16 protein-coding genes are annotated in these 18,759 nt (G+C 46.8%); 10 read left to right on the top strand and 6 right to left on the bottom strand.

The genetic code is table 11. From position 1 onward, the window contains the following. Window positions 1-55: 55 nt before the first annotated feature. From ACYQ1O_RS09440 to ACYQ1O_RS09425, 4 genes are all read left to right on the top strand, one after another. Window positions 56-1,423 carry an MFS transporter gene (locus ACYQ1O_RS09440; RefSeq protein WP_459991457.1) on the top strand — a complete coding sequence of 456 codons (1,368 nt, stop codon included), beginning with the start codon at window positions 56-58 and terminating at the stop codon, window positions 1,421-1,423. Between the two features lie 51 nt (window positions 1,424-1,474). After that, a complete protein-coding gene (locus ACYQ1O_RS09435) occupies window positions 1,475-3,991 on the top strand; it encodes a glycogen/starch/alpha-glucan phosphorylase (RefSeq protein WP_459991412.1) in 2,517 nt (838 codons plus the stop codon). Next, entirely contained in the window at window positions 3,991-4,464 is a 474-nt protein-coding gene (gene trmL / locus ACYQ1O_RS09430) for a tRNA (uridine(34)/cytosine(34)/5-carboxymethylaminomethyluridine(34)-2'-O)-methyltransferase TrmL (RefSeq protein ID WP_459991411.1), read from the top strand. Before ACYQ1O_RS09435 ends, trmL begins: the two co-directional genes overlap by 1 nt. 97 nt (window positions 4,465-4,561) lie before the next feature. Then, window positions 4,562-4,762 carry a hypothetical protein gene (locus ACYQ1O_RS09425; protein WP_459991410.1) on the top strand — a complete coding sequence of 67 codons (201 nt, stop codon included), beginning with the start codon at window positions 4,562-4,564 and terminating at the stop codon, window positions 4,760-4,762. 7 nt (window positions 4,763-4,769) lie between these two features. On the opposite strand, the gene ACYQ1O_RS09420 is transcribed toward ACYQ1O_RS09425, so the two are convergent. Beyond that, on the bottom strand, window positions 4,770-5,228 hold the full coding sequence (locus ACYQ1O_RS09420) for an EVE domain-containing protein (protein WP_459991409.1): 459 nt from the start codon (window positions 5,226-5,228) through the stop codon (window positions 4,770-4,772). Between the two features lie 375 nt (window positions 5,229-5,603). After that, window positions 5,604-9,002 carry a toxin-antitoxin system YwqK family antitoxin gene (locus ACYQ1O_RS09415; RefSeq protein ID WP_459991408.1) on the bottom strand — a complete coding sequence of 1,133 codons (3,399 nt, stop codon included), beginning with the start codon at window positions 9,000-9,002 and terminating at the stop codon, window positions 5,604-5,606. A 359-nt stretch (window positions 9,003-9,361) separates the two neighbouring features. On the opposite strand from ACYQ1O_RS09415, the gene ACYQ1O_RS09410 reads away from it, so the two are divergent. Continuing rightward, window positions 9,362-10,246 carry a fructosamine kinase family protein gene (locus tag ACYQ1O_RS09410; protein ID WP_459991407.1) on the top strand — a complete coding sequence of 295 codons (885 nt, stop codon included), beginning with the start codon at window positions 9,362-9,364 and terminating at the stop codon, window positions 10,244-10,246. 65 nt (window positions 10,247-10,311) lie between these two features. Next, the gene (locus tag ACYQ1O_RS09405) at window positions 10,312-10,674 is read left to right on the top strand and encodes a SirB2 family protein (protein ID WP_459991406.1); all 363 of its coding nucleotides are present in this window, start codon (window positions 10,312-10,314) and stop codon (window positions 10,672-10,674) included. Window positions 10,675-10,762: 88 nt separating this feature from the next. On the opposite strand, the gene ACYQ1O_RS09400 is transcribed toward ACYQ1O_RS09405, so the two are convergent. Next, window positions 10,763-11,734, bottom strand: a complete 972-nt coding sequence (locus tag ACYQ1O_RS09400) for a Solitary outer membrane autotransporter beta-barrel domain (protein WP_459991405.1) — start codon at window positions 11,732-11,734, stop codon at window positions 10,763-10,765. Between the two features lie 181 nt (window positions 11,735-11,915). Here ACYQ1O_RS09400 and ACYQ1O_RS09395 point away from each other — a divergent pair, with 181 nt between their 5' ends. The 3 genes from ACYQ1O_RS09395 to ACYQ1O_RS09385 all read left to right on the top strand — a co-directional run bounded on the left by ACYQ1O_RS09395 (window position 11,916) and on the right by ACYQ1O_RS09385 (window position 14,276). Continuing rightward, window positions 11,916-12,428 carry a hypothetical protein gene (locus ACYQ1O_RS09395; RefSeq protein WP_459991404.1) on the top strand — a complete coding sequence of 171 codons (513 nt, stop codon included), beginning with the start codon at window positions 11,916-11,918 and terminating at the stop codon, window positions 12,426-12,428. Between the two features lie 350 nt (window positions 12,429-12,778). Further along, window positions 12,779-13,765 carry a sterol desaturase family protein gene (locus tag ACYQ1O_RS09390; RefSeq protein WP_459991403.1) on the top strand — a complete coding sequence of 329 codons (987 nt, stop codon included), beginning with the start codon at window positions 12,779-12,781 and terminating at the stop codon, window positions 13,763-13,765. Between the two features lie 103 nt (window positions 13,766-13,868). Beyond that, a complete protein-coding gene (locus ACYQ1O_RS09385; protein ID WP_459991402.1) occupies window positions 13,869-14,276 on the top strand; it encodes a ketosteroid isomerase-related protein in 408 nt (135 codons plus the stop codon). A 66-nt stretch (window positions 14,277-14,342) separates the two neighbouring features. Here ACYQ1O_RS09385 and ACYQ1O_RS09380 read toward each other — a convergent pair whose 3' ends face one another. The 3 genes from ACYQ1O_RS09380 to ACYQ1O_RS09370 all read right to left on the bottom strand — a co-directional run bounded on the left by ACYQ1O_RS09380 (window position 14,343) and on the right by ACYQ1O_RS09370 (window position 16,957). After that, on the bottom strand, window positions 14,343-15,089 hold the full coding sequence (locus ACYQ1O_RS09380) for a hypothetical protein (protein WP_459991401.1): 747 nt from the start codon (window positions 15,087-15,089) through the stop codon (window positions 14,343-14,345). A 363-nt stretch (window positions 15,090-15,452) separates the two neighbouring features. Further along, the gene (locus tag ACYQ1O_RS09375) at window positions 15,453-15,911 is read right to left on the bottom strand and encodes a type 2 periplasmic-binding domain-containing protein (protein WP_459991400.1); all 459 of its coding nucleotides are present in this window, start codon (window positions 15,909-15,911) and stop codon (window positions 15,453-15,455) included. Beyond that, window positions 15,911-16,957 carry a hypothetical protein gene (locus ACYQ1O_RS09370; RefSeq protein WP_459991399.1) on the bottom strand — a complete coding sequence of 349 codons (1,047 nt, stop codon included), beginning with the start codon at window positions 16,955-16,957 and terminating at the stop codon, window positions 15,911-15,913. The genes ACYQ1O_RS09375 and ACYQ1O_RS09370 overlap by 1 nt, the downstream gene beginning before the upstream one ends. A 27-nt stretch (window positions 16,958-16,984) precedes the next feature. Between ACYQ1O_RS09370 and ACYQ1O_RS09365 the strand changes: the two genes are divergently transcribed. Next, window positions 16,985-18,757, top strand: coding sequence for a sensor histidine kinase (locus ACYQ1O_RS09365; RefSeq protein WP_459991398.1), 1,773 nt, complete (start codon window positions 16,985-16,987; stop codon window positions 18,755-18,757). Window positions 18,758-18,759: the final 2 nt, after the last annotated feature.

Genomic DNA, 18,759 nt, shown 5'->3' with positions numbered 1-18,759 from the left:
TGCAGATGCTGAGGAGAATTAGGTTTTGACAAATTTTCAGGATATTTCCAGCCCGATGACGGCTGCTGAAAAGCGCGCCACACTGTCCTTAGCGGCAATTTATGCACTAAGAATGCTGGGTTTGTTTATGATTTTGCCGGTATTGTCATTATTTACCGCGCAATTGGAAGGCTCGACACCGGCGCTTATCGGTTTGGCGATGAGCATTTACGGCTTGCCGCAAGTGTTGTTGCAAATCCCTTTTGGTTTGATGTCCGATCGCTTCGGACGAAAAAAAGTGATTATTTTCGGCCTATTGTTATTTTGCTTGGGCAGCGTGGTGGCGGCAGTGTCAACCTCCATTTATGGGGTTTTGGTGGGCAGGGCTTTGCAGGGCGCTGGTGCGATTTCTTCGGCAATTATGGCTTTAGTGGCTGATTTGACCCAAGAAGTCCACCGTACCAAAGCCATGGCAACCATTGGTGCCAGCATCGGCGCATCGTTCGGTATTGGCATCACCGCAGGGCCGGTGATTGCCGAATTTGGTGGCGTGCACAGCGTGTTTTGGCTGACCGCTGTGCTGACTTGCCTGGCGATTTTGACCATTATTTTTGTCGTACCCAATCCTGCTCAAAGCAAATTGCACCGCGATGCCGAATTTGTACCTTCGCAAATGTTCGATGCCATCAAAGATGCTGATCTGCTGCGTTTGAATTACGGCATTTTCGTTTTACATATGATTTTGATGGCTATTTTTGTGGTCGTGCCATCCTTGATGCGCCATAACGGCTTAACGCCTGGCAGCGATTGGCAAGTGTATTTGCCGGTGTTTATCACCTCAATGGCGGTTGCCGTGCCATTTATCATCATTGCCGAAAAGAAACGCCGTATGAAAACCGTCTTTTTAGGGGCGATTATCGTATTGGCGATTGCCGAACTCTGTTTGGCGCAATTCCACGACAATCTTTATGTCATCATCGGCTTTTTGTGGCTATTCTTTTGTGGATTCAACTTGCTGGAAGCCACGTTACCGTCTTTGGTTTCCAAAACCGCTCCCGCCGATTTGAAAGGCACGGCAATGGGCGCGTATTCCAGCAGCCAGTTCATGGGTTTGTTTATCGGCGGTTTTCTGGGCGGCTGGTTTAAGGGTGAATTTGGCGAGACGGCAGTGTTTGTCTTTTGCGCGGTGGCGGCATTCAGTTGGTTTGTCGTGGCGTTTGCCATGCGCCCGCCCCGTTATTGGTCAAACTTGTTGATTTCTCTTGATAACTTAGCCCAACACGAAGCCCAAGCCTTTATGGACGAATTGATGAAAGTGTCGGGTGTCCAAGAAGTGCGCCCCCATTTTAAAGAAGCAGTTGCTTACTTAAAAGTCGACAACCAACAACTCGATAAAGCCTTATTGCAGCGCATCATCACGGAATACACCAATTCGCTGCGTTAACGCTTGTCATGCCTACTAGCTGTTTCCTCTAACTTTGATTAAGGACGTGCCATGCCCCATAGACGCTTTAAAACCAGCAAACCTACCGCCAGCATCGCCACATTAAAAAACTTAGGGCTTAATAAAACAGCCTTAGCCACCGATTTTAAACATTATTACGGTTATCGCCTGGGCAGGGATGAACTTTGCCAGTCTTTGCATTACGCCTACGAAGCTTTGGCGCTGACCATCAGCGACCGGCTCAATGACCGCGCCAAGCGGACCTACAACGCCTACAAAGAAAGTGACTGCAAGCGCGGTTACTATTTGTCGATGGAGTTTCTGATGGGGCGCACCCTCAGCAACGCCATGCTTAACTTGGATATTAACGATGAAGTGTCCAAAGCCTTGTATTCACTGGGCTTGGATTTGGAAGAACTGATTGAAAACGAACCGGATGCCGGTTTGGGCAATGGCGGCTTGGGGCGTTTGGCGGCCTGTTTTATCGACAGCTGCGCGACCTTGCAATTGCCTGTCGTCGGTTACGGATTACGCTATGAATACGGCATGTTCACACAATCCATCGTTAATGGTGAACAAGTGGAAGAACCCGACCATTGGCTGCGCAACGGCAACCCTTGGGAAATTGAACGCCTCGAATACAAACAGCGCATTAAGTTTGGTGGCTACACCGAAACCCATATCGACGAAAAAGGCCATGCTCGTGTTTGCTGGTTAGGCACACAAGATATTTTGGCGGTGCCGTTTGATACGCCCATTCCGGGTTACAACAATGGTACCGTCAATATCTTGCGGTTGTGGAAAGCGACGGCGACCGAAGAATTTGACCTGCAAGAATTTAACGCCGGTGACTACGCCGAATCGGTGGCTGCCAAAAATACTGCCGAAAACATCACCATGGTTTTGTACCCGAACGATGCCAGCGAAAACGGCAAGGCTTTGCGTTTGCGCCAGCAATATTTATTGGCATCTGCCAGCTTGCAAGATGTCTTGGCGGTGTGGGTCGGGCGTCACGGCGAGAATTTTGCAGATTTTGCATCCAAAAACACCTTCCAGTTGAACGACACTCATCCCAGCATTGCTGTTGCCGAACTGATGCGCCTGTTGATTGACGTGCATGGACTGGGTTGGGATGAAGCTTGGAAAATCACTAGCCAAACCATGGCTTACACCAACCATACCTTGCTGCCCGAAGCGTTGGAGCGTTGGTCGGTCAACTTATTTAAGCAATTATTGCCCCGATTGTTGGAAATCATTTACGAAATCAATGCCCGCTTTTTGGCGCAAGTTTCGGCGCATTGGCCTGGCGATATTGCCCGCCAAGCGCGTATGTCCTTGATTGAAGAAGGCCACGAAAAACACGTGCGCATGGCCTATTTGGCGATTGTGGGCAGTTATTCAGTCAACGGCGTGGCGGCATTGCATTCCAAATTGCTGCAACAAGGATTGTTCCGTGATTTTTACGAAATGTGGCCTAAGAAATTTAACAATAAAACCAACGGTGTCACCCCAAGACGTTGGTTGGCGGCCTGCAATCCGGAGCTTGCCGAACTGATTACCAAAACCATTGGCGACGGTTGGCTGACCGATTTGACCTTGCTGAAAAAGCTCGAAGCGCATGTCAACGACAAAGCGTTCTGCCAACGCTGGCACGAAATAAAACGCAATGCCAAACGGCGCTTGATTGATTTCAAACGCGATGAAGTGGGCTTGGATTTTGAGATCAACCTCGATGCCATTTTCGATGTCCAAGTCAAACGCATCCACGAATACAAACGCCAATTGCTCAACGTGTTGCACGTCATCCATTTGTATGACCGCATCAAACGTGGCGATACCGCCAACATGGTTGACCGTTGCGTCATCATCGGCGGCAAGGCGGCACCGGGTTATTTCATGGCGAAAAAAATCGTCAAACTGATTAACAATGTTGCTAATGTCATCAACCAAGACCCAGAAGTCGGTACCCGCTTAAAGTTGATTTTCTTGCCCAATTACCGTGTTTCGGCGATGGAGAAAATCTGCCCGGGTACGGATTTGTCCGAGCAAATTTCCACCGCCGGTAAAGAAGCCTCCGGCACCGGCAACATGAAATTCATGATGAACGGCGCGTTGACGATTGGCACCTTGGATGGTGCGAATATTGAAATACGTGAAGAAGTCGGCGCAGAAAATTTCTTCCTGTTTGGTTTGACGGAAGACCAAGTGGAAGCGGCGCGTGGACATTACGATCCTTTATCCATCATTGCCAAAGACGATGACTTAAAACGCGTCATGAATTTGTTGGAATGCGGTCATTTCAACCAGTTTGAGCCGGGCATTTTTGATGCGGTTTTAGGCGCCATCAAAAGCCCGCAAGATCCTTGGATGACGGTTGCCGATTTCCGCAGTTTTGTCGAAGCGCAAAAACAGGTGGAAATTGCCTACAAAGATCAGGAACGCTGGACAAAAATGAGCATTTTAAACACCGCCAACAGCGGCAAGTTTTCAACGGACCGGACCATTGCCGAATACAACCAAGATATTTGGAAACTCACGCCGACACCGGCTAAGAAGCCCGCTAAATAATGTTTAATATCGTCCTTTACGAGCCGGAAATTCCGGCAAATACCGGTAACATCATCCGTTTGTGCGCCAATGTTGGTGCGCAATTGCATCTCATAGAACCGCTAGGTTTTGAGTTGGATGATAAAAAGTTACGCCGCGCGGGTTTGGATTACCACGAATGGGTAACGGTAAAAACACATGCCAGTTTGGCGGCCTTTTACGAGGCCGCCAAACCGCAACGCTTGTTTGCCTTATCGACCAAAGGCCAGCAAGTGTTTAGCGACTTGTCTTACCAAGCAGGTGATACTTTTATGTTTGGTCCGGAAACTCGCGGTTTGCCTGCCGATGTGTTATCAGATATTGGTTTGGAAAACTGTCTGTATTTGCCGATGCAGGCAGAAAGCCGCAGCTTGAATTTATCCAACAGCGTATCGATTGTTTTATACGAGGCGTGGCGGCAAGTGGGTTTTGCTGGGGCTTTGCTGAAAAGCTAAATTTGCCAAGCGTGGCACCGGTGCTTGCTGACCGTTAAGGCATCAGGCAAATGCCGGCGTTATGTTTTTTCAATACAGTGATTGAACAGGAGCAAAGATGGGAAGGCTGGCGATTGTCTTGGTGATTTTGTGGTTGCAGGCTTGCACATCGCAGGGTTTGTACAATGCTGCACAAGCGGCGCGTCAAAATGAATGTGTAAAATTGGCGGACAGCGAGGCGAGGGCAGGGTGCGAAGCCCGCGCCAATTTGCGTTATGACCAGTACACCGGCGACCGATTGGAGAAAGCCAAAGATTAGGCGGCGATTATTCCATTGCCAAAATCAACTGCCATTGTTCGGCAGTGACCGGCATGATCGACAAGCGGTTGCCACGTCTTACCAAAGCCAAATCGGCCAATTCTGTTTTTTCTTTCAATTCTTTTAGGGTGATGTTGCGGCTAAGATGGCGGATATACTTCACCTCAACCATTATCCAAGTCGGTTTGTCGGGATGGCTTTTGGGGTCGAAATGTTTGTCGTCAGGGTCGAAGGCGGTATGGTCCGGGTAGCCTTCCTTCACAATTTCCATTAAGCCGACAATCCCTGGCTCGTCACAGTTGGAATGGTAAAAAAATACCTGGTCGCCCAGCTTCATTTCATCACGCATCATATTGCGGGCCTGATAATTCCGGACTCCGTCCCAATGCTCCGTTTGCTGGGGGCGATTAGCTAAGTCGTCAATGCCAAAAGTGTCGGGTTCAGATTTCATCAACCAGTAGTTCATTGCTTCAATTTGGTGTAGTGGTGGGAATGCCTTTAATCTACCTGAGTTAAACGGTAATTAAAATCTATATATAAGGAAGTGGTGGTGTGTTGCTCGATCGGCATATTAATGCTTGCGCCTTTTGTGTCGGCGAAGGAACAATTTGCGCAGGCTGTTTTACAAACAGCCAAGGGCATACTGTGAACAAAATAATAACTCTCAGATATACTGCGCAGTCGCCATCCTTTGGCAATTAAGATCTAATCTACTTCGCTTGAAAATGGAATGTTCAATTTTGTTTGCCAAGTCGATCGGTAACTATTTGAACAGGTAACGCTCCAAGTAAATGAGAAGGCTTTCTGCGGACAATGCCTGCGCGATTGGTTGTTTTTCCGATTACGGCTCTAAACGAGAACCGTCCAACCAATTGACTTCGCCATTTTCATATTCGGCATAGGCAATGGCAACATTCAGCAGGGTTTGGATTGAACCTACGCCAACTGTTTCCAAGTTATTGGGCATCTTTGCCAGCACGTCGAGAATAAAATTATTGGCTCGATGGGTATCGCCTGCCGTTTTAAGCCAAAAAGCACAAGCACCTAAGGCTCGTTCATCAATGGGAAAAGTGCGGGGCTGGAGTTTTGCGGCGAGGGCAGTGCCTTCTTCAAACAAAGTATTGGCTGACGCGGGCTGGTTGATTTTTTTTGCAGTGTAAGCCAATTCGCATAAGGCTTTTGCGCCTTCTTTGGTTTCCGACATAAGACGTGCTTGTTCGATAAGCTGTTGCAGGGTTTCCAATTGCTTTTCTGGCGTAAGACGCACTATGCCTTTGCGAAGAATACTGGCTAAGAGGTGAAGTATTTCGTGTTTTTCCTGATACCCCATGCCGACATCCAATGACGCAGATAAATCATTCAGTTCTGCGATGAGCGCATCGCCAACAAATTCCAGACCATCTTCATTATGTTGCTTATCGGCAATTTTTAATGCCTTAAGCCATAAATGTAATCGCAAACCAAATGGTTGTACGGCTTTTAAATCAGCCAAGTGATTGTCTTCTTGGTCTTCTTGAAATAGATTTAAAGCCACTTCGCCCAGTATTCGGGAACGCCCCAGTTCTTGCTCCATCCGACGGCTAAAATCATCCAAATATGATGGCTTTAGTAACGAGAAAGTAACTGCTTGCGCTTGTCCGTCAGCACCTAATTCGGCAAGCATTCTGACAAAATCTGGATATAAACGATGGATGTTTAGAATATTGTTATCGCTCATTCTAATGGCGGCAAGATTCGCCAGCGCTTCGTTGGTTAAGTCAATGGCTTGTTCGTTTTTCTTTAATTCCGCATAGGTTTTAGCTATTTCAAGTAAAGCTTTGGCTCGGACTTCGGCATGTTCCAGATGGATAGCAAACTGCCTTGCTTTTGAGAACGCTTTGTCTAAATCGGCATCCCGACCAAGCAAGGCCAGTATTTGTGCCTTAATTAGAGGATACATAAGCCTATATTGTTGGAAATTTTGGTCTGTGGCTAAGCTGTCAAATCTTGATAAGGCACTGGCAGCATCGCCATTTTTAGCCCGCTGTAAGGCCACTTCCAAACTAAATACCGGATCGTCGTAGACTTTTTGTTCCCACACCAAATCCACCATGCCAGCGTCAAGTGCGGTTTTTCTAATTCGCTGTGCATTTTCGTAAGGGTCTCCACAGAAGTCACTTCTACACTTAACCGGCTCATCGGATCGTTTCAAAATGTCTTTAAAACTAGCTTTGGCTTTTTCAGTATCGCCACAAAACAATTCTATCTTGGCAAGATTGGCTTCCACATTTGGGATCGTTGTTAATTTAGTGGCAATAGGTGCACCACCTTTTTCCCATGAATGAACATCAAACGTTGCTGTACGTATTTTATCCGCGAAAATGTTGCCATCTGTTTTTTCGCCAGCCTTGCATAGGCTTATCGCAATATAAGCAAAGTCCTGATAGTAATTGATAATGTGCATATTTTTAGTAGCCGCCATGGCCTTCTCGACATTACCAATTTGGGCATAGGCTGAAGCCACTTTAATTGCCACTTCAGCTGTCTGGGCATAGTTTGGCTCAAGGTTTTCAATTTCATTCAGCGCAACTTGCGCTGCTGAAAAATCCCCCCTTTTTATACGTCCGTCGACCAGTGCGAGTAAAGCTTGTAAATAGTTATAACGAAAATTTTCGTGGATATTTTTATATTCTTTTGCACTATCAATAGCCAAAGAAATAAAAGGGTTTTCTTTTGGAAAAAATTCGTCGGCTAATTTTAGGGCTTCTTCAATTTTGCCTTGCCGAGCTAGGGAAATAGCAAAAGCTTCTACAATAGCTAGAGATTTTGGAACTTCTTTACTTTCCGCCAATGCGTAGAAATCACGGATTTTTTCAGTCAAAAGTGGTTTTGTGGTTAATAAAAATAACGGAACCGTCGCGGCTATAGCGGGCGCATATGCAGGCATTGAATAGCCTTTATTTGCAGTAAACGCATTTTCGAATGCCGTATTCAAGCTTGCTTCGACTTCCTGATTAAGGCCTAGTGCAAATTCAGCTTGTGCTTTAAGGCTTGCAGGCTCTGCTAAGAATGGGTTGGGCGGACTAAAGCCACGGGTTTCGGTGAGTGCTGCCGTCATGGCTTTGCGCGTCCATTCGGGATAGCCCGTCGCCAATGCGGCTCTACCAAAGCCGTTAACAAATGTGCTTTTTTGACTGCTTTCAAATTGAAGATTTTCATAAGTATGCTCGAACAAGCAATCTGCATTCGGTTTGGCAAGACAAGCCGCATAACGGCTTTGCGGTGATGAAGCGATTTCCTGTTCACTGACAGCGGCAACGGGTTTTAATTTGAACAGTTCATCTTCCAAACCAAGTTGCATGGCTTGGTCTATCCAAGGGCAACTCAACATATCCGAATGAAAGGATTGGATGGCTCTCGTGCCAGGCAACGCCTGTTTTTTCCGTTGATAGACTTCGGAGAAAGGCAAATAGTCGAAATTATTATTGACGACATTCCAAGATTGATTGCGTATTTTCACCATACCTTGGTCGCCGGGTTTCGTCCATTGCTCAATAGATGAAGCATTGTCAAGAGCGATCCAAGAAGGATAAAAAATCCCGGCAATGGCAAAAGATTGTCGCTTAGCCTCGCCATTTTCAACAGAAAAAACCTCTCGGAACAGGTGTGTTGGCTGCTTTAATTCCGCATTGGCCCAGTTAGCTTTGCCTTGATAAAATTTTCTGTATTCCCCAACCCCAATCCGTTTTTGCCATTCATAGTCGCTATGGGAATAGTCGATGACATAAGCTAATTTGCCATTTTTATTAAAATATTTATGGAAGCCTACAGCAAAGCCGTCGCAGAAATATTCGACGGCTTGTTTTTTACCATCAGGCCAAAATGCAGTTAGGATGCCATGCTTTTGGTAGTTGCCAGTGATTTTGTCATTCTTGGAGGCAAGATAGCTGGCATGAGTACGACCGTTTTTTCTATAGAAGGAGATCACTTGTACACTATCTTTCTCGCGAATGGCTGTGTACTTGAATTGCTTAGATTGGCATGTAGCACGACTGGGTTGGTTATAACCCGTCACTTGTTCAGCTAACTTGACATGTGCAGGTAAGCTTTCGAATTTGGTTACTGGATCAGGTATCGGCGTATCATCGCATTTGCCAGTTGTTATTTCTGCGCTCGATACGGTTGATTTTATCGTCTCAGTTGCTGAACAGGGATTGTATAAAGCTAAGAGAAAAAGGATCAGGTATCTAAAATAATGCATTGTCAATTGCTTGGTAATGTTAGATGGTTGGCAGACATTATATTGGCATTTTTAAAAGACATGACTCTTTAATTCCCATTTACCAAACTTGGAGCCAACGTAAAAATAAGTTGCTCATTTCTAAAGTTAAAGCTTTAAGCCTCATTCTATTGCTCAATCAAAATGAAGTGGAAAAAATGTAAACAACTTAAATATCGTTATTTCCTAAATACATTCCGAGCATAAAAGTTTTTTTATGTCACCATTCCAATTATCGCGCTATCAACACTATAAAATTTGGCTGCTTAGGTTGTTGGCAGGTAAGATAAGCCAACCGTTGCTTTGTGCCACTACAATAATAATTAGCATCAACGCCTACCGTGAACACTTTTAATACTATTGCCGAGCAAATCCAAACCGCGACCGGTCAAGCTTTTACTGCCGTTGCCAGTTCGCCAGTGGCGGGCGGTGACATCAATTCCGCTTTTTGCTTGGAAGGTTTTGGACAGCGTTATTTCGTCAAACAAAACCGCGCCAATTTAGTGCCGATGTTCGAGGCGGAATTGCTGGGCCTTCAGGCCATCGCCGCGACAAAAACCATTAAAGTACCCCAGCCTATTATCTGTGGCTTAGCAGAAGACCATGCCTTCTTAGTATTGGAGTTTGTGGATTTTGGCTATTCCAGCCGCTTGTCCGAGCAAAAATTAGGTCAGCAGCTTGCCCGTTTGCATCAAGTGCCGCAAGCTTATTTTGGTTGGGAGCGCGACAACACCATTGGCACAACTTCCCAGTTAAATCCGCGTAGCGAAGATTGGGTATCGTTTTGGCAAAACCAGCGTTTGGCTTACCTGCTGCGTTTGGCGGCTGAGCGCGGTTATCGCGGCAAATTGCAAAGCCAAGGTGAACGTCTGTGCGCCGACTTGCCGAGCTTTTTTGCAGGCTACCAGCCCTTGCCTTCATTGTTGCACGGCGATTTATGGGGTGGAAATGCGGCGGTGGACAAGCAAGGCAACCCGCTTATTTTTGACCCCGCCTGTTATTTCGGCGACAGGGAGGCCGATTTGGCAATGACTGAGTTGTTCGGTGGCTTTGGCGCCGAATTCTACGCCGCCTATCAAGACGTTTGGCCTTTGGATCAGGGCTATGCGGTGCGGAAAATCCTCTATAACCTTTACCATATCTTGAATCATATGAACTTGTTTGGCAGCGGTTATCTAAGCCAAGCCGAAGCCATGATTGGCAAGCTGCTGGCTGAATTGTCCTGACAATTTCCAACCCCCTTTCCTATGTCAGCCGACCAAACGGTCGCTGCAAACCTCATGAGGACTTTATGATTAAAATGCTCCACCTTAGCTTAGTGATGGTTTCCATTATTAGCTTTATCGGCAGAATTATTTTGTCAGAAACCCAGCCGCAATATTTACGGAAAAAGTGGTTGAAGATAGCGCCGCATGTGCTTGATACTTTGCTGTTGCTAAGCGGTGCCACCTTGGTTTTCCAAGGGCAATGGCTTTCAGGCGAATATGGCTGGATAGTGGCTAAACTGATTATGTTGATTGCCTATATCGGTTTCGCGACTATTGCCATGCGCCGTCGTGGCACCGTCCGTTGGTTGGCATTTTTGGCGGCGATGGCTTGCTTCGCCTATATTGGTGTGGTGGCGGTGACTAAAGACCCGCTGTTTTTTCTTTGATATTTAATCGTCTCGTCGGATTTCAACTAGTTGGCGTGGAAAACGCATTTTTCCACGCAGCTTGTCTCAAGACAATGTACTGGTTTCATTAGAATCCCACATTAAAAACCAGCTCGTAGCCTTCAACATTATCGCCCGTCAAGTAATTAAAGCCTAAAGCGCCGGTGCTGACGTACCACCCATCCTTGCTAAAATCAGTTTCGAAGCGGTAGCCAAACGCGTTTAGATGGCTAAATCCCAGCGCATTGCTATGGTTGCCGAGAAAAACGGTGTGGTCGGTATGCAGTACGCCGGACAACGGGTAAGTCAATATATCCACACCTAACGGTGTGCTTAGGTCGGCTGCAAAATGCAATAAATCGGTTTGTTCGGTGAAGCCGGCAAATGAATTGGATTCGGAAAAACTGGAAATTAAGGTGTGGTTATAATTGCCCTTTAAGTCCAGCCTGAAATCTTTAAAGGTGTATCGGTAGTCTAATCCTAGTCCTGTGTTCATTAGCACTGTATTGGTTGACCAATTGATAACTAAGCTTTCAACTAACTTTTGGGCTTGCAGGGCATCCGAGCCTTGATAAGCGATCGTATTTTCTATACGTCCAACGCCTGCATCGAGTACGGGTTTTAGTGTCCAGTTTTCGTTTAAGGGGATGGCAAACAACAATCCCACCATGCCGCTGTAGGCTTCAGAACTTGGTTTGATGGTATCGCCAGAAAAGCCATCAAGGATATTTTTGGTATCTATGCTGGCGTAGTTGAAGCTGCCTCGTAGCGATAGCTTGATGTTATCCCAGCTGGCAATCTCTTGATCCAGAGGCAGTTTGATAATATCAATACCGGAGCCTTGGCTGTTTTTGACATCCAAAACATAACCGGAAACAGACGCGTCTGATATAAAACCGATGAGTTGCGCATAGCCTGCCGTGCTGCTGCTGACACGCGCGGACCTTTCTGCAGAAAGCTTGGACGCTAAGTTATCTAGCTGCACTTGAGTCAGCGCTGCTGCAGGGTTCGTGTAAAACAAGGCTGTGTTGATGAACGTTGTAATAAGCTGTTTTTTCATAGAAAGTCTCGGCAAAAAGAACACAAGCAGACACGGGGCCCAAAATAAACGCCCCAGTATAAGTCAGGTGACTTTAGAGACCAAAAAATACATAAATTAACAACATTGCCTTTTCAGTCATTGCCGTTATAGTCAAAACACAGCCGCCGTTGGTGCGGTTCCGTTTGAGGACGTTTTTCTGATGTTCATCACCACATTACCGATCATTTTTACCTATACACACTTGCTTTCAGAGCTGGAAGCAGGCGTGTTTTTGTTGGCTTTGTTGCTGTTGGTGTATGTGTACACGCCTGAAGGTGAGAAAAATTGGCGCGATATGGCGATGCCCAGTTGGTATTTGTTCCTGCATGCGGCATGGCTGGGCCATGCTTCATTATGGCGGGCGTTTTGGCCGTTTTTTATTTTCGTCAATGCGGTGCTTTATTACATTGATTATCGGATTGGCAATTTGACTTACACCATCGCCAGTTGGATTACGGTGCATATGATGTTGTTGTTGCCCATTGTTTGGTGGATCATTTCGGTCTGGCGTTGCAGCAGCCATACCCGCTATAGGATTTTGGGCTGTGCCGCCAGAACGGTTACCGTATGCTTGGTGATTGAGTTCATTTTGCGAATACTGATTACGGTCAGATACCCAAACACCTTATTTGATTGCCAATTGCTGGTGGCTTATTTTGGCGATTGTCGCTAATTAGTATTTAAATAATTTACAATCTAAGGATATAGCCATTTATTGGTTACAAATCTGTCATAAAATCCTCCCGTTTTTCCTTCGAAAACAGCAGTAATTTTCTCAAGCATTTGAATTAAATAAATATTTTAATCACGTCAGCTTGCTCAGGCTGTGCGTCAGCATTATGGCGCCTGAATTTTGTCGAGGGAACTTTAAAAAGCGGTCATGTGTCGTAGTTGGGCAATAATGATTTATTAATTGGATTTTTGTGTGTTGATTTGTTGATAATATAGGCGCGTTATTGTTTCGCCTTAGCTTTATGGATAGTCGCAAACCGTTGCACGAAATACTAAAGTGAGGAAAAGCCCATGTTGAATTTTTCAACCTTATCTGACGCTAACTTCAATTTGCCGCTGGTGTCGTTGCAAGAACTGGCTGCTGTTATTGTTCTGGCTTTATTGTGTGTGTTTATCGCTTTGGAATTGTTAACTCCCAGAGATAAAGCCCCCAGCAAGATGTTGCGGCAATCTTATAAAACCAATCTGTTGCTGTTTGTCATTAACAGCTTGGCGATGTCTTTGTTGTCAACCGCGCCTTTGTTTTTATTGGCGGGGCAATTTGCCGGGCAGGGCGTGTTGGCTTTGTTGCCCAACGTCTTTTGGCAAGCGGTGTTCGCTTTTGTGATACTGGACATACTTTTATATGCGTGGCATCTGGCTTGTCATCGTTTTACGCCTTTGTGGATGTTTCACCGTGTGCATCATAACGACAAGGTGTTGAACAGCTCCACTGCATTTCGCGTGCATGTGCTGGAATTGCTGGCTACCACATTGGTTAAAGCGGCTTACGTGGTGGCGATGGGCATCGACCAAGCCATGCTGTTGATGAATGAAATCTTCTTTACTGGCTTTGTCATTTTCCATCACAGCAATATCCGCTTTAAAGGCGAAAAGTGGCTGGCGCGCATTTTGATTGTGCCTTATTTGCATAAAGCCCATCATTCCACCCAACGGCATGAACATGACCGCAACTATGGTTCGGTGTTGTCCATTTGGGATCGTTGTTTGGGAACTTTAACCGAAGCCAATCCTATGTGCTTAGGCATTAAAAGCCCGTCGCCACAGCATGTGTGGGGTTTGCTGAAATTCGGTTTTACGCCAATAACCGATGCCGTTTTAACGCCCGTTTTGCCCGCTAATTTGGAAACTATGATTGCCGAAGCGGCCTATTACAAAGCCGAGCAACGCAATTTTATGCCCGGCGACGATGTGCGTGATTGGTTGGATGCCAAGGCCGAGATCATCAATCGCTTCTGTGGCGATAACGCGGTTTGCCAGCGTATGGTGGATGTTTAAATGCTTGTTATGGCATGGGACATGATATTGAAAACTGTCGAGCTATCTTGGCTAATTGTCTATAATAAGCCGTTTTTTAACCTTATCGCCTTATAGAGTCACAATGAACCAAGATAGCATCAAACTGGTGGAACAATACTACGCCGCTTTCAACAGCGCCGATATGGATACTTTTTTAAGCCTGCTGACCGATGATGTCATCCACGACATCAACCAAGGTAAACGTGAGATCGGTAAAGCGGCGTTTACCCAGTTTATGGCCTGCATGAACCACAACTATAAAGAACAGTTGGTTGATATGGTCATCATGGCCTCTGCCGATGGCAGCCGTGCTGCGGCGGAGTTTGTGGTGCTGGGTGAGTATTTGCAGTCTGACGAAGGTTTGCCTGCCGCCAACGGTCAAACATACCGCTTGCCAGCCGGTGCGTTTTTCGACATCCGCGACGGCAAAGTGGCACGCATCACCAACTACTACAACTTACAAGACTGGATCGCCCAAGTCGGCGGTTAAGTTTTATGCTGATGCTTGGCGATACAGATATTTTTTGTACGCCAAGCCTTTATCGTCAAAAGCCTGCTAACACCTTGGATATCTAGGTTTCTTAAAAAACCACATCTGATAAATGCTGATTAAAATCTGCATACCCATCGAAAAGCCCATCAGCGCACCGCTGAGTACCACCACATAAGCGAATGACGGTGTCGATTTGGTGATAAACCACGACAACACATCCAGCAACATCGCTGCAAACGGAATCACCACGGCAATCCGTTTGACATAAACGTTGATCTCGCACAGCAAGAAAATCTTGCCGATAAAAAACAAAATGAAGGCAATGCCAAACAAATGGATATGCGAGACCCTTACTAACGTTGGGATGGTTGCGCCGCCGCCGTGCGCCACTTCGGCAACGCCAGCGTAATTGGTCAAATCGGGTAATGACGGGTTAATGCTGGGTGTATGGCAGATGACGCAGTCGCGGTTTAAGATCGGCGCAATTTTGTCGGTATAGCCCGGTTCATCAGCACCGGAATGGATCCATTCCATAATCACATCTTGGTCTGACGAATAGCGCAGATTGGGCTTCATAATACCTTTGATCGCCGTGCCTAAACGGGTTTGCGTATTGGAGCCGTGGTAGCTGATGACGACATCTTCCATCGACAAACCCGCTTTGCCATCCAAACCTTGATGGGTGTAATACAAATTGGCGAGAGCCGCCAGATAGCCTAGGCCGATGGTGAGCAGAAACACGGTGTTTAAGATGCGTTCACTGACGGAAATGTCCTTAAAGCGCCGGAAGCGTTCGGGTGGTGTGGTCATAGCGGCAATTTAAAATGAAATTTAAGGAATGCGGGTTCGATGGTTTGTAAAGAAGGAGGTTCAGCCTGATTGTAAACAAATCAGCAGCAGATGGCGTACAAAAAAGATTTCTGTACGCCAGAATGGATAGGATTGCTGATGCCAAAACACCAACCAGCCGCTAATCATAAAAGTGTTGTTCATGTTCGCAGGGGTACCTACGCCGTCGCCGTTGGATTGCGAAGTGCTAAGGTTGTTGCAACACTGAGTTTATAGGGAGGTTAAAAAAATCCTGCAAGTATGCCAGGGGTTTTTCGTTAACAGCCCCGTCTTTAGTTAATCATGGCAAATGCGGAAAAGTTTATGGTGAAGCGTTTGGGATGTTTATTCGGACGTGCTTGTACAGAGCGGTTTCAATTCGAAAGCGGTCGCTAGTTTCAGGATGACTTGCACGCGATTATCCAAATGGCAGGGCAAAATATAGCCGATAGCGCCGGGTGTATTCGTCACAAATCGTAGCATGGCTTCTTCGGAGGCCACCACATGGGGTGGGGTAATGCCGTTGAAATATTGCTCGTTCCAATAGGTTTCCAGTGCTTCGGGTTTACGTTTTAGCAAAGCTTCTGAGAATGCCCGCCGCAACGGGTTTTCAGGTGCCAAATTGAGCGGAATCCATTTCAGGCCGTTTTTGCCCAACAGGTTTTTCCGCAAGAAAATGTTTTCCAATTGCTTGCTGCTGAGGTCTTTTACGGGCGTATCCAAGCCGGTAACTACTAACAGCTCGTCCGCCCTGGCTGCACCCAGACTCAACAGCAATAAAATTAAAATGCGTAGGGCCATCATCAGAACAGCGTGGAAATGGAGGTGAAAAAACCGCTAGGCGCAAAGCTGTCGTTTTCTGCACCAAAGCGATATTCGGCCTTGAACACCAAGGGTACGTAAGGCCGCCACGCCAAGCCCGCCACGCCAATGTGGTCATCAGTCGTGATGAAATGATGTGTACCGTTAAGGTATTCATAACGCCCAACGGCGAAAAATTTGTCCGCCAGCGGCACCACGCCCTGCATATAAAAACCTTGTTCTTGGCCTTGGCTATCGCCTGCGTGGCGGTAAATGCCTTCAGCCATCACTTCATAGCCGTTTTTTTTCCAAATAAAGTCCACGCCCAACAAGTCGTTACGGTCCAACTTGGGGTTCATTTCTTTGCTGAAGTTGATGTACGAAATGCCGACTTGCCAATTGTTGCCGGATTCTAAATTGATGCGCCCGCCAAAACTGTTTTCAAAACCGCTGCTGCTGTCGTCAAAAATATCCAGTTTGCCTGAATAGTCGGCATAGGCGGAGATGTCGATGTTGTTGTCATCGATTTGCAGGCGTTGCGTTACCATGCCGCCGTTCAGGTGCGGGCTGAACAATTGTTCATCGGTAATCAGCGGGCGGGTTGCTGTCCAGGTTAACGGTGCGGCGTGGATAACGTTCCAGCGCCCAATGGGCGTCAAAAACTTACCGAGACGCACCGTGGTGGTTTCCGAAGCCAAAACATCGACAAACAGACGTTCTGCCCGTAAGGCATCATTGAGGCTGGCGATTCCACGGGTCGATAGCCAATCATCCACTTCCACTTCGGAAAAAAACCGCAAGCGTTTGTGTGGCGTCCACGTCAGGAATAGGCTGAATTCATCCAATTTAAATTGGTCATTACCTTTCTGAGGCCGTTGATAGCCTAAATTGGCGTAACCGCCCAAGTTAAAGTTGGCATCGGGCCAGCTGATTCCTCGTCCCCACTGGTAAGATGGCGGTATACTGATCTCCTCCGCAAAACACTTTGCTAGGCCAAGCTGAGCCGCTGCCAGTAACAACAGAATGTACACATGTAAACGTTGGGTCATATCTTATTGTTCACTAAGAGATAACTGATGAGCATACGCTTTACCTTATTAATTTCTTATCTGTTGATTAGTTTAGCATCGGCTTTGTTAATCACTTTAATGATATACGCGCATTTTCGCGATATTTTATGGCAAGAAATCAATAACAAACTGCAATCGCAAGCCACCACCATTATGCAGCAAATTGACACAGGCTTGTTCGAGCGCCTGGAGAATATGTCAATGTGGAGCAACTTGGAGATTATGCAAGAAATTCACGTCGGCGACGTGGATAAACGCTTGGCAAATTATATAAGCGAGTTACAGCATGGCTATGGCGGAATTTACGGACAAATTTTCGTCACCGACCCCCAAGGCAACATCATTGCCGCCACCGATAAAGGCGTGATCGGGCATCACTATACGCAGCAAGCGCCTTGGCTGGTGGTTAAGCATAAAAACATAAGCCACGCCTTGTTGCCTTTGGATAAGCCAAACCAACAACTGATTTTTACCACCGCCATTCCTGATGCTTTCAACACGGGCGAGTTAGGGCGCTTGTATACGGGATTTGACTGGCACGAAATTGACCGCCTGCTCGATACGCCACTGCCGTACAGTTCGAAAAACTCGCCGACCTATGCGTTGCTGGTTGATGCCGACGGACAAGTTATCGCCACTTCCAGTATTCTCCGTGACAAACCCGTGCAATTTTCACGCTTGCCCGAATTGCTGAAAAAAATGGATGCGGCGGAAACTCCCGTTACCATCAACGTCGATTTTATCAACGATGAAGAAGTTTTGGTTGGTTACGCTAAAGGTCAAGGCTACCGCACCTTTGCCGGCTTAGGTTGGCGGGTGCTGATTTTACAGCCTAGCCAAAGCGCGTTGCTGCCCGTTTGGAATTTATGGTCAGCCATTTTGATGTATTTGGGGCTGACTTTGCTGCTGGGCGTGTTGGTGTCGCTGTGGATGTCCAGCCAGATTGCCAAGCCTATTGTGCGCTTGGCTGAATTTACCCGCGACTTTACCCGCGGCAAATCCAATTTTCCGCCTCATGCCAAAACCAGCCGTGAGATCACCGAGCTGAATATCCAATTTTTGCTGATGATTAACCATTTGGAGCAATCCCGCCAAGATTTGGTCAGGGTCGCCAAATTGGCGGTGATTGGCGAAATGGCTGCCAGCATGGCGCATGAAGTGCGGACGCCGCTGGGTATTTTGCGGTCTTCTGCACAAATCTTGGAGCGCGAACCCAATTTAAGTGAAATTGGCGTGGAAATGACGTCCTACATTCTCAGTGAAACGCAACGCCTGAACGATTTGATAACTACGTTGCTGGCCTGCGCCAAACCCAGGCCGCCGCATTTTGTCAGCCACGATTTGCATGACATCATCGCCCACACCCTCGAATTGCTGCAAAGCCAAGCGGATAGCCGCCAAGTTCGGCTCAGCACTCACCTAATAGCCGAACCCTCACAATTGGATTGCGACCGCGACCATCTTATCCAAGTGTTGCTCAATTTGGTGATGAACGCCATCCAGCATGTCCATGCCGGCGGCAACGTGCAAGTGAGTTCTGCCAATTCAGGCCAAAGTTTGGAGATTTGCGTCAACGACGATGGGGCGGGTATTGCCGATGCAGACAAAAGTAAAGTCTTCGAACCTTTTTTCACGCAACGCAAAGACGGTATCGGTTTGGGCTTAACGGTTGTCCAGCAAATTGTGCAAGCCCACCAAGGCTTGGTGTTTGTCGCCGATAGCCCGTTGGGCGGTGCCAGTTTTCATGTCGTTTTACCTATTGTTCAAAAGGAAAGTTAAAC

The sequence above is a fragment of the Methylosoma difficile genome (assembly GCF_054657615.1).
The sequence above is the reverse complement of the archived record's forward strand: the minus strand, read 5'-3'. Positions and strand labels throughout refer to the sequence as shown.

What these genes read in the sequence shown, in the direction of transcription:
- ACYQ1O_RS09415 (WP_459991408.1), bottom strand. Translation starts at nt 9,002, where the DNA reads ATGCATTATTTTAGATACCTGATCCTTTTTCTCTTAGCTTTATACAAT.
- ACYQ1O_RS09405 (WP_459991406.1), top strand. Translation starts at nt 10,312, where the DNA reads ATGATTAAAATGCTCCACCTTAGCTTAGTGATGGTTTCCATTATTAGC.
- ACYQ1O_RS09400 (WP_459991405.1), bottom strand. Translation starts at nt 11,734, where the DNA reads ATGAAAAAACAGCTTATTACAACGTTCATCAACACAGCCTTGTTTTAC.
- ACYQ1O_RS09395 (WP_459991404.1), top strand. Translation starts at nt 11,916, where the DNA reads ATGTTCATCACCACATTACCGATCATTTTTACCTATACACACTTGCTT.
- ACYQ1O_RS09375 (WP_459991400.1), bottom strand. Translation starts at nt 15,911, where the DNA reads ATGATGGCCCTACGCATTTTAATTTTATTGCTGTTGAGTCTGGGTGCA.
- ACYQ1O_RS09380 (WP_459991401.1), bottom strand. Translation starts at nt 15,089, where the DNA reads ATGACCACACCACCCGAACGCTTCCGGCGCTTTAAGGACATTTCCGTC.
- ACYQ1O_RS09435 (WP_459991412.1), top strand. Translation starts at nt 1,475, where the DNA reads ATGCCCCATAGACGCTTTAAAACCAGCAAACCTACCGCCAGCATCGCC.
- ACYQ1O_RS09390 (WP_459991403.1), top strand. Translation starts at nt 12,779, where the DNA reads ATGTTGAATTTTTCAACCTTATCTGACGCTAACTTCAATTTGCCGCTG.
- ACYQ1O_RS09420 (WP_459991409.1), bottom strand. Translation starts at nt 5,228, where the DNA reads ATGAACTACTGGTTGATGAAATCTGAACCCGACACTTTTGGCATTGAC.
- ACYQ1O_RS09365 (WP_459991398.1), top strand. Translation starts at nt 16,985, where the DNA reads ATGAGCATACGCTTTACCTTATTAATTTCTTATCTGTTGATTAGTTTA.
- ACYQ1O_RS09385 (WP_459991402.1), top strand. Translation starts at nt 13,869, where the DNA reads ATGAACCAAGATAGCATCAAACTGGTGGAACAATACTACGCCGCTTTC.
- ACYQ1O_RS09440 (WP_459991457.1), top strand. Translation starts at nt 56, where the DNA reads ATGACGGCTGCTGAAAAGCGCGCCACACTGTCCTTAGCGGCAATTTAT.
- ACYQ1O_RS09425 (WP_459991410.1), top strand. Translation starts at nt 4,562, where the DNA reads ATGGGAAGGCTGGCGATTGTCTTGGTGATTTTGTGGTTGCAGGCTTGC.
- trmL (WP_459991411.1), top strand. Translation starts at nt 3,991, where the DNA reads ATGTTTAATATCGTCCTTTACGAGCCGGAAATTCCGGCAAATACCGGT.
- ACYQ1O_RS09370 (WP_459991399.1), bottom strand. Translation starts at nt 16,957, where the DNA reads ATGACCCAACGTTTACATGTGTACATTCTGTTGTTACTGGCAGCGGCT.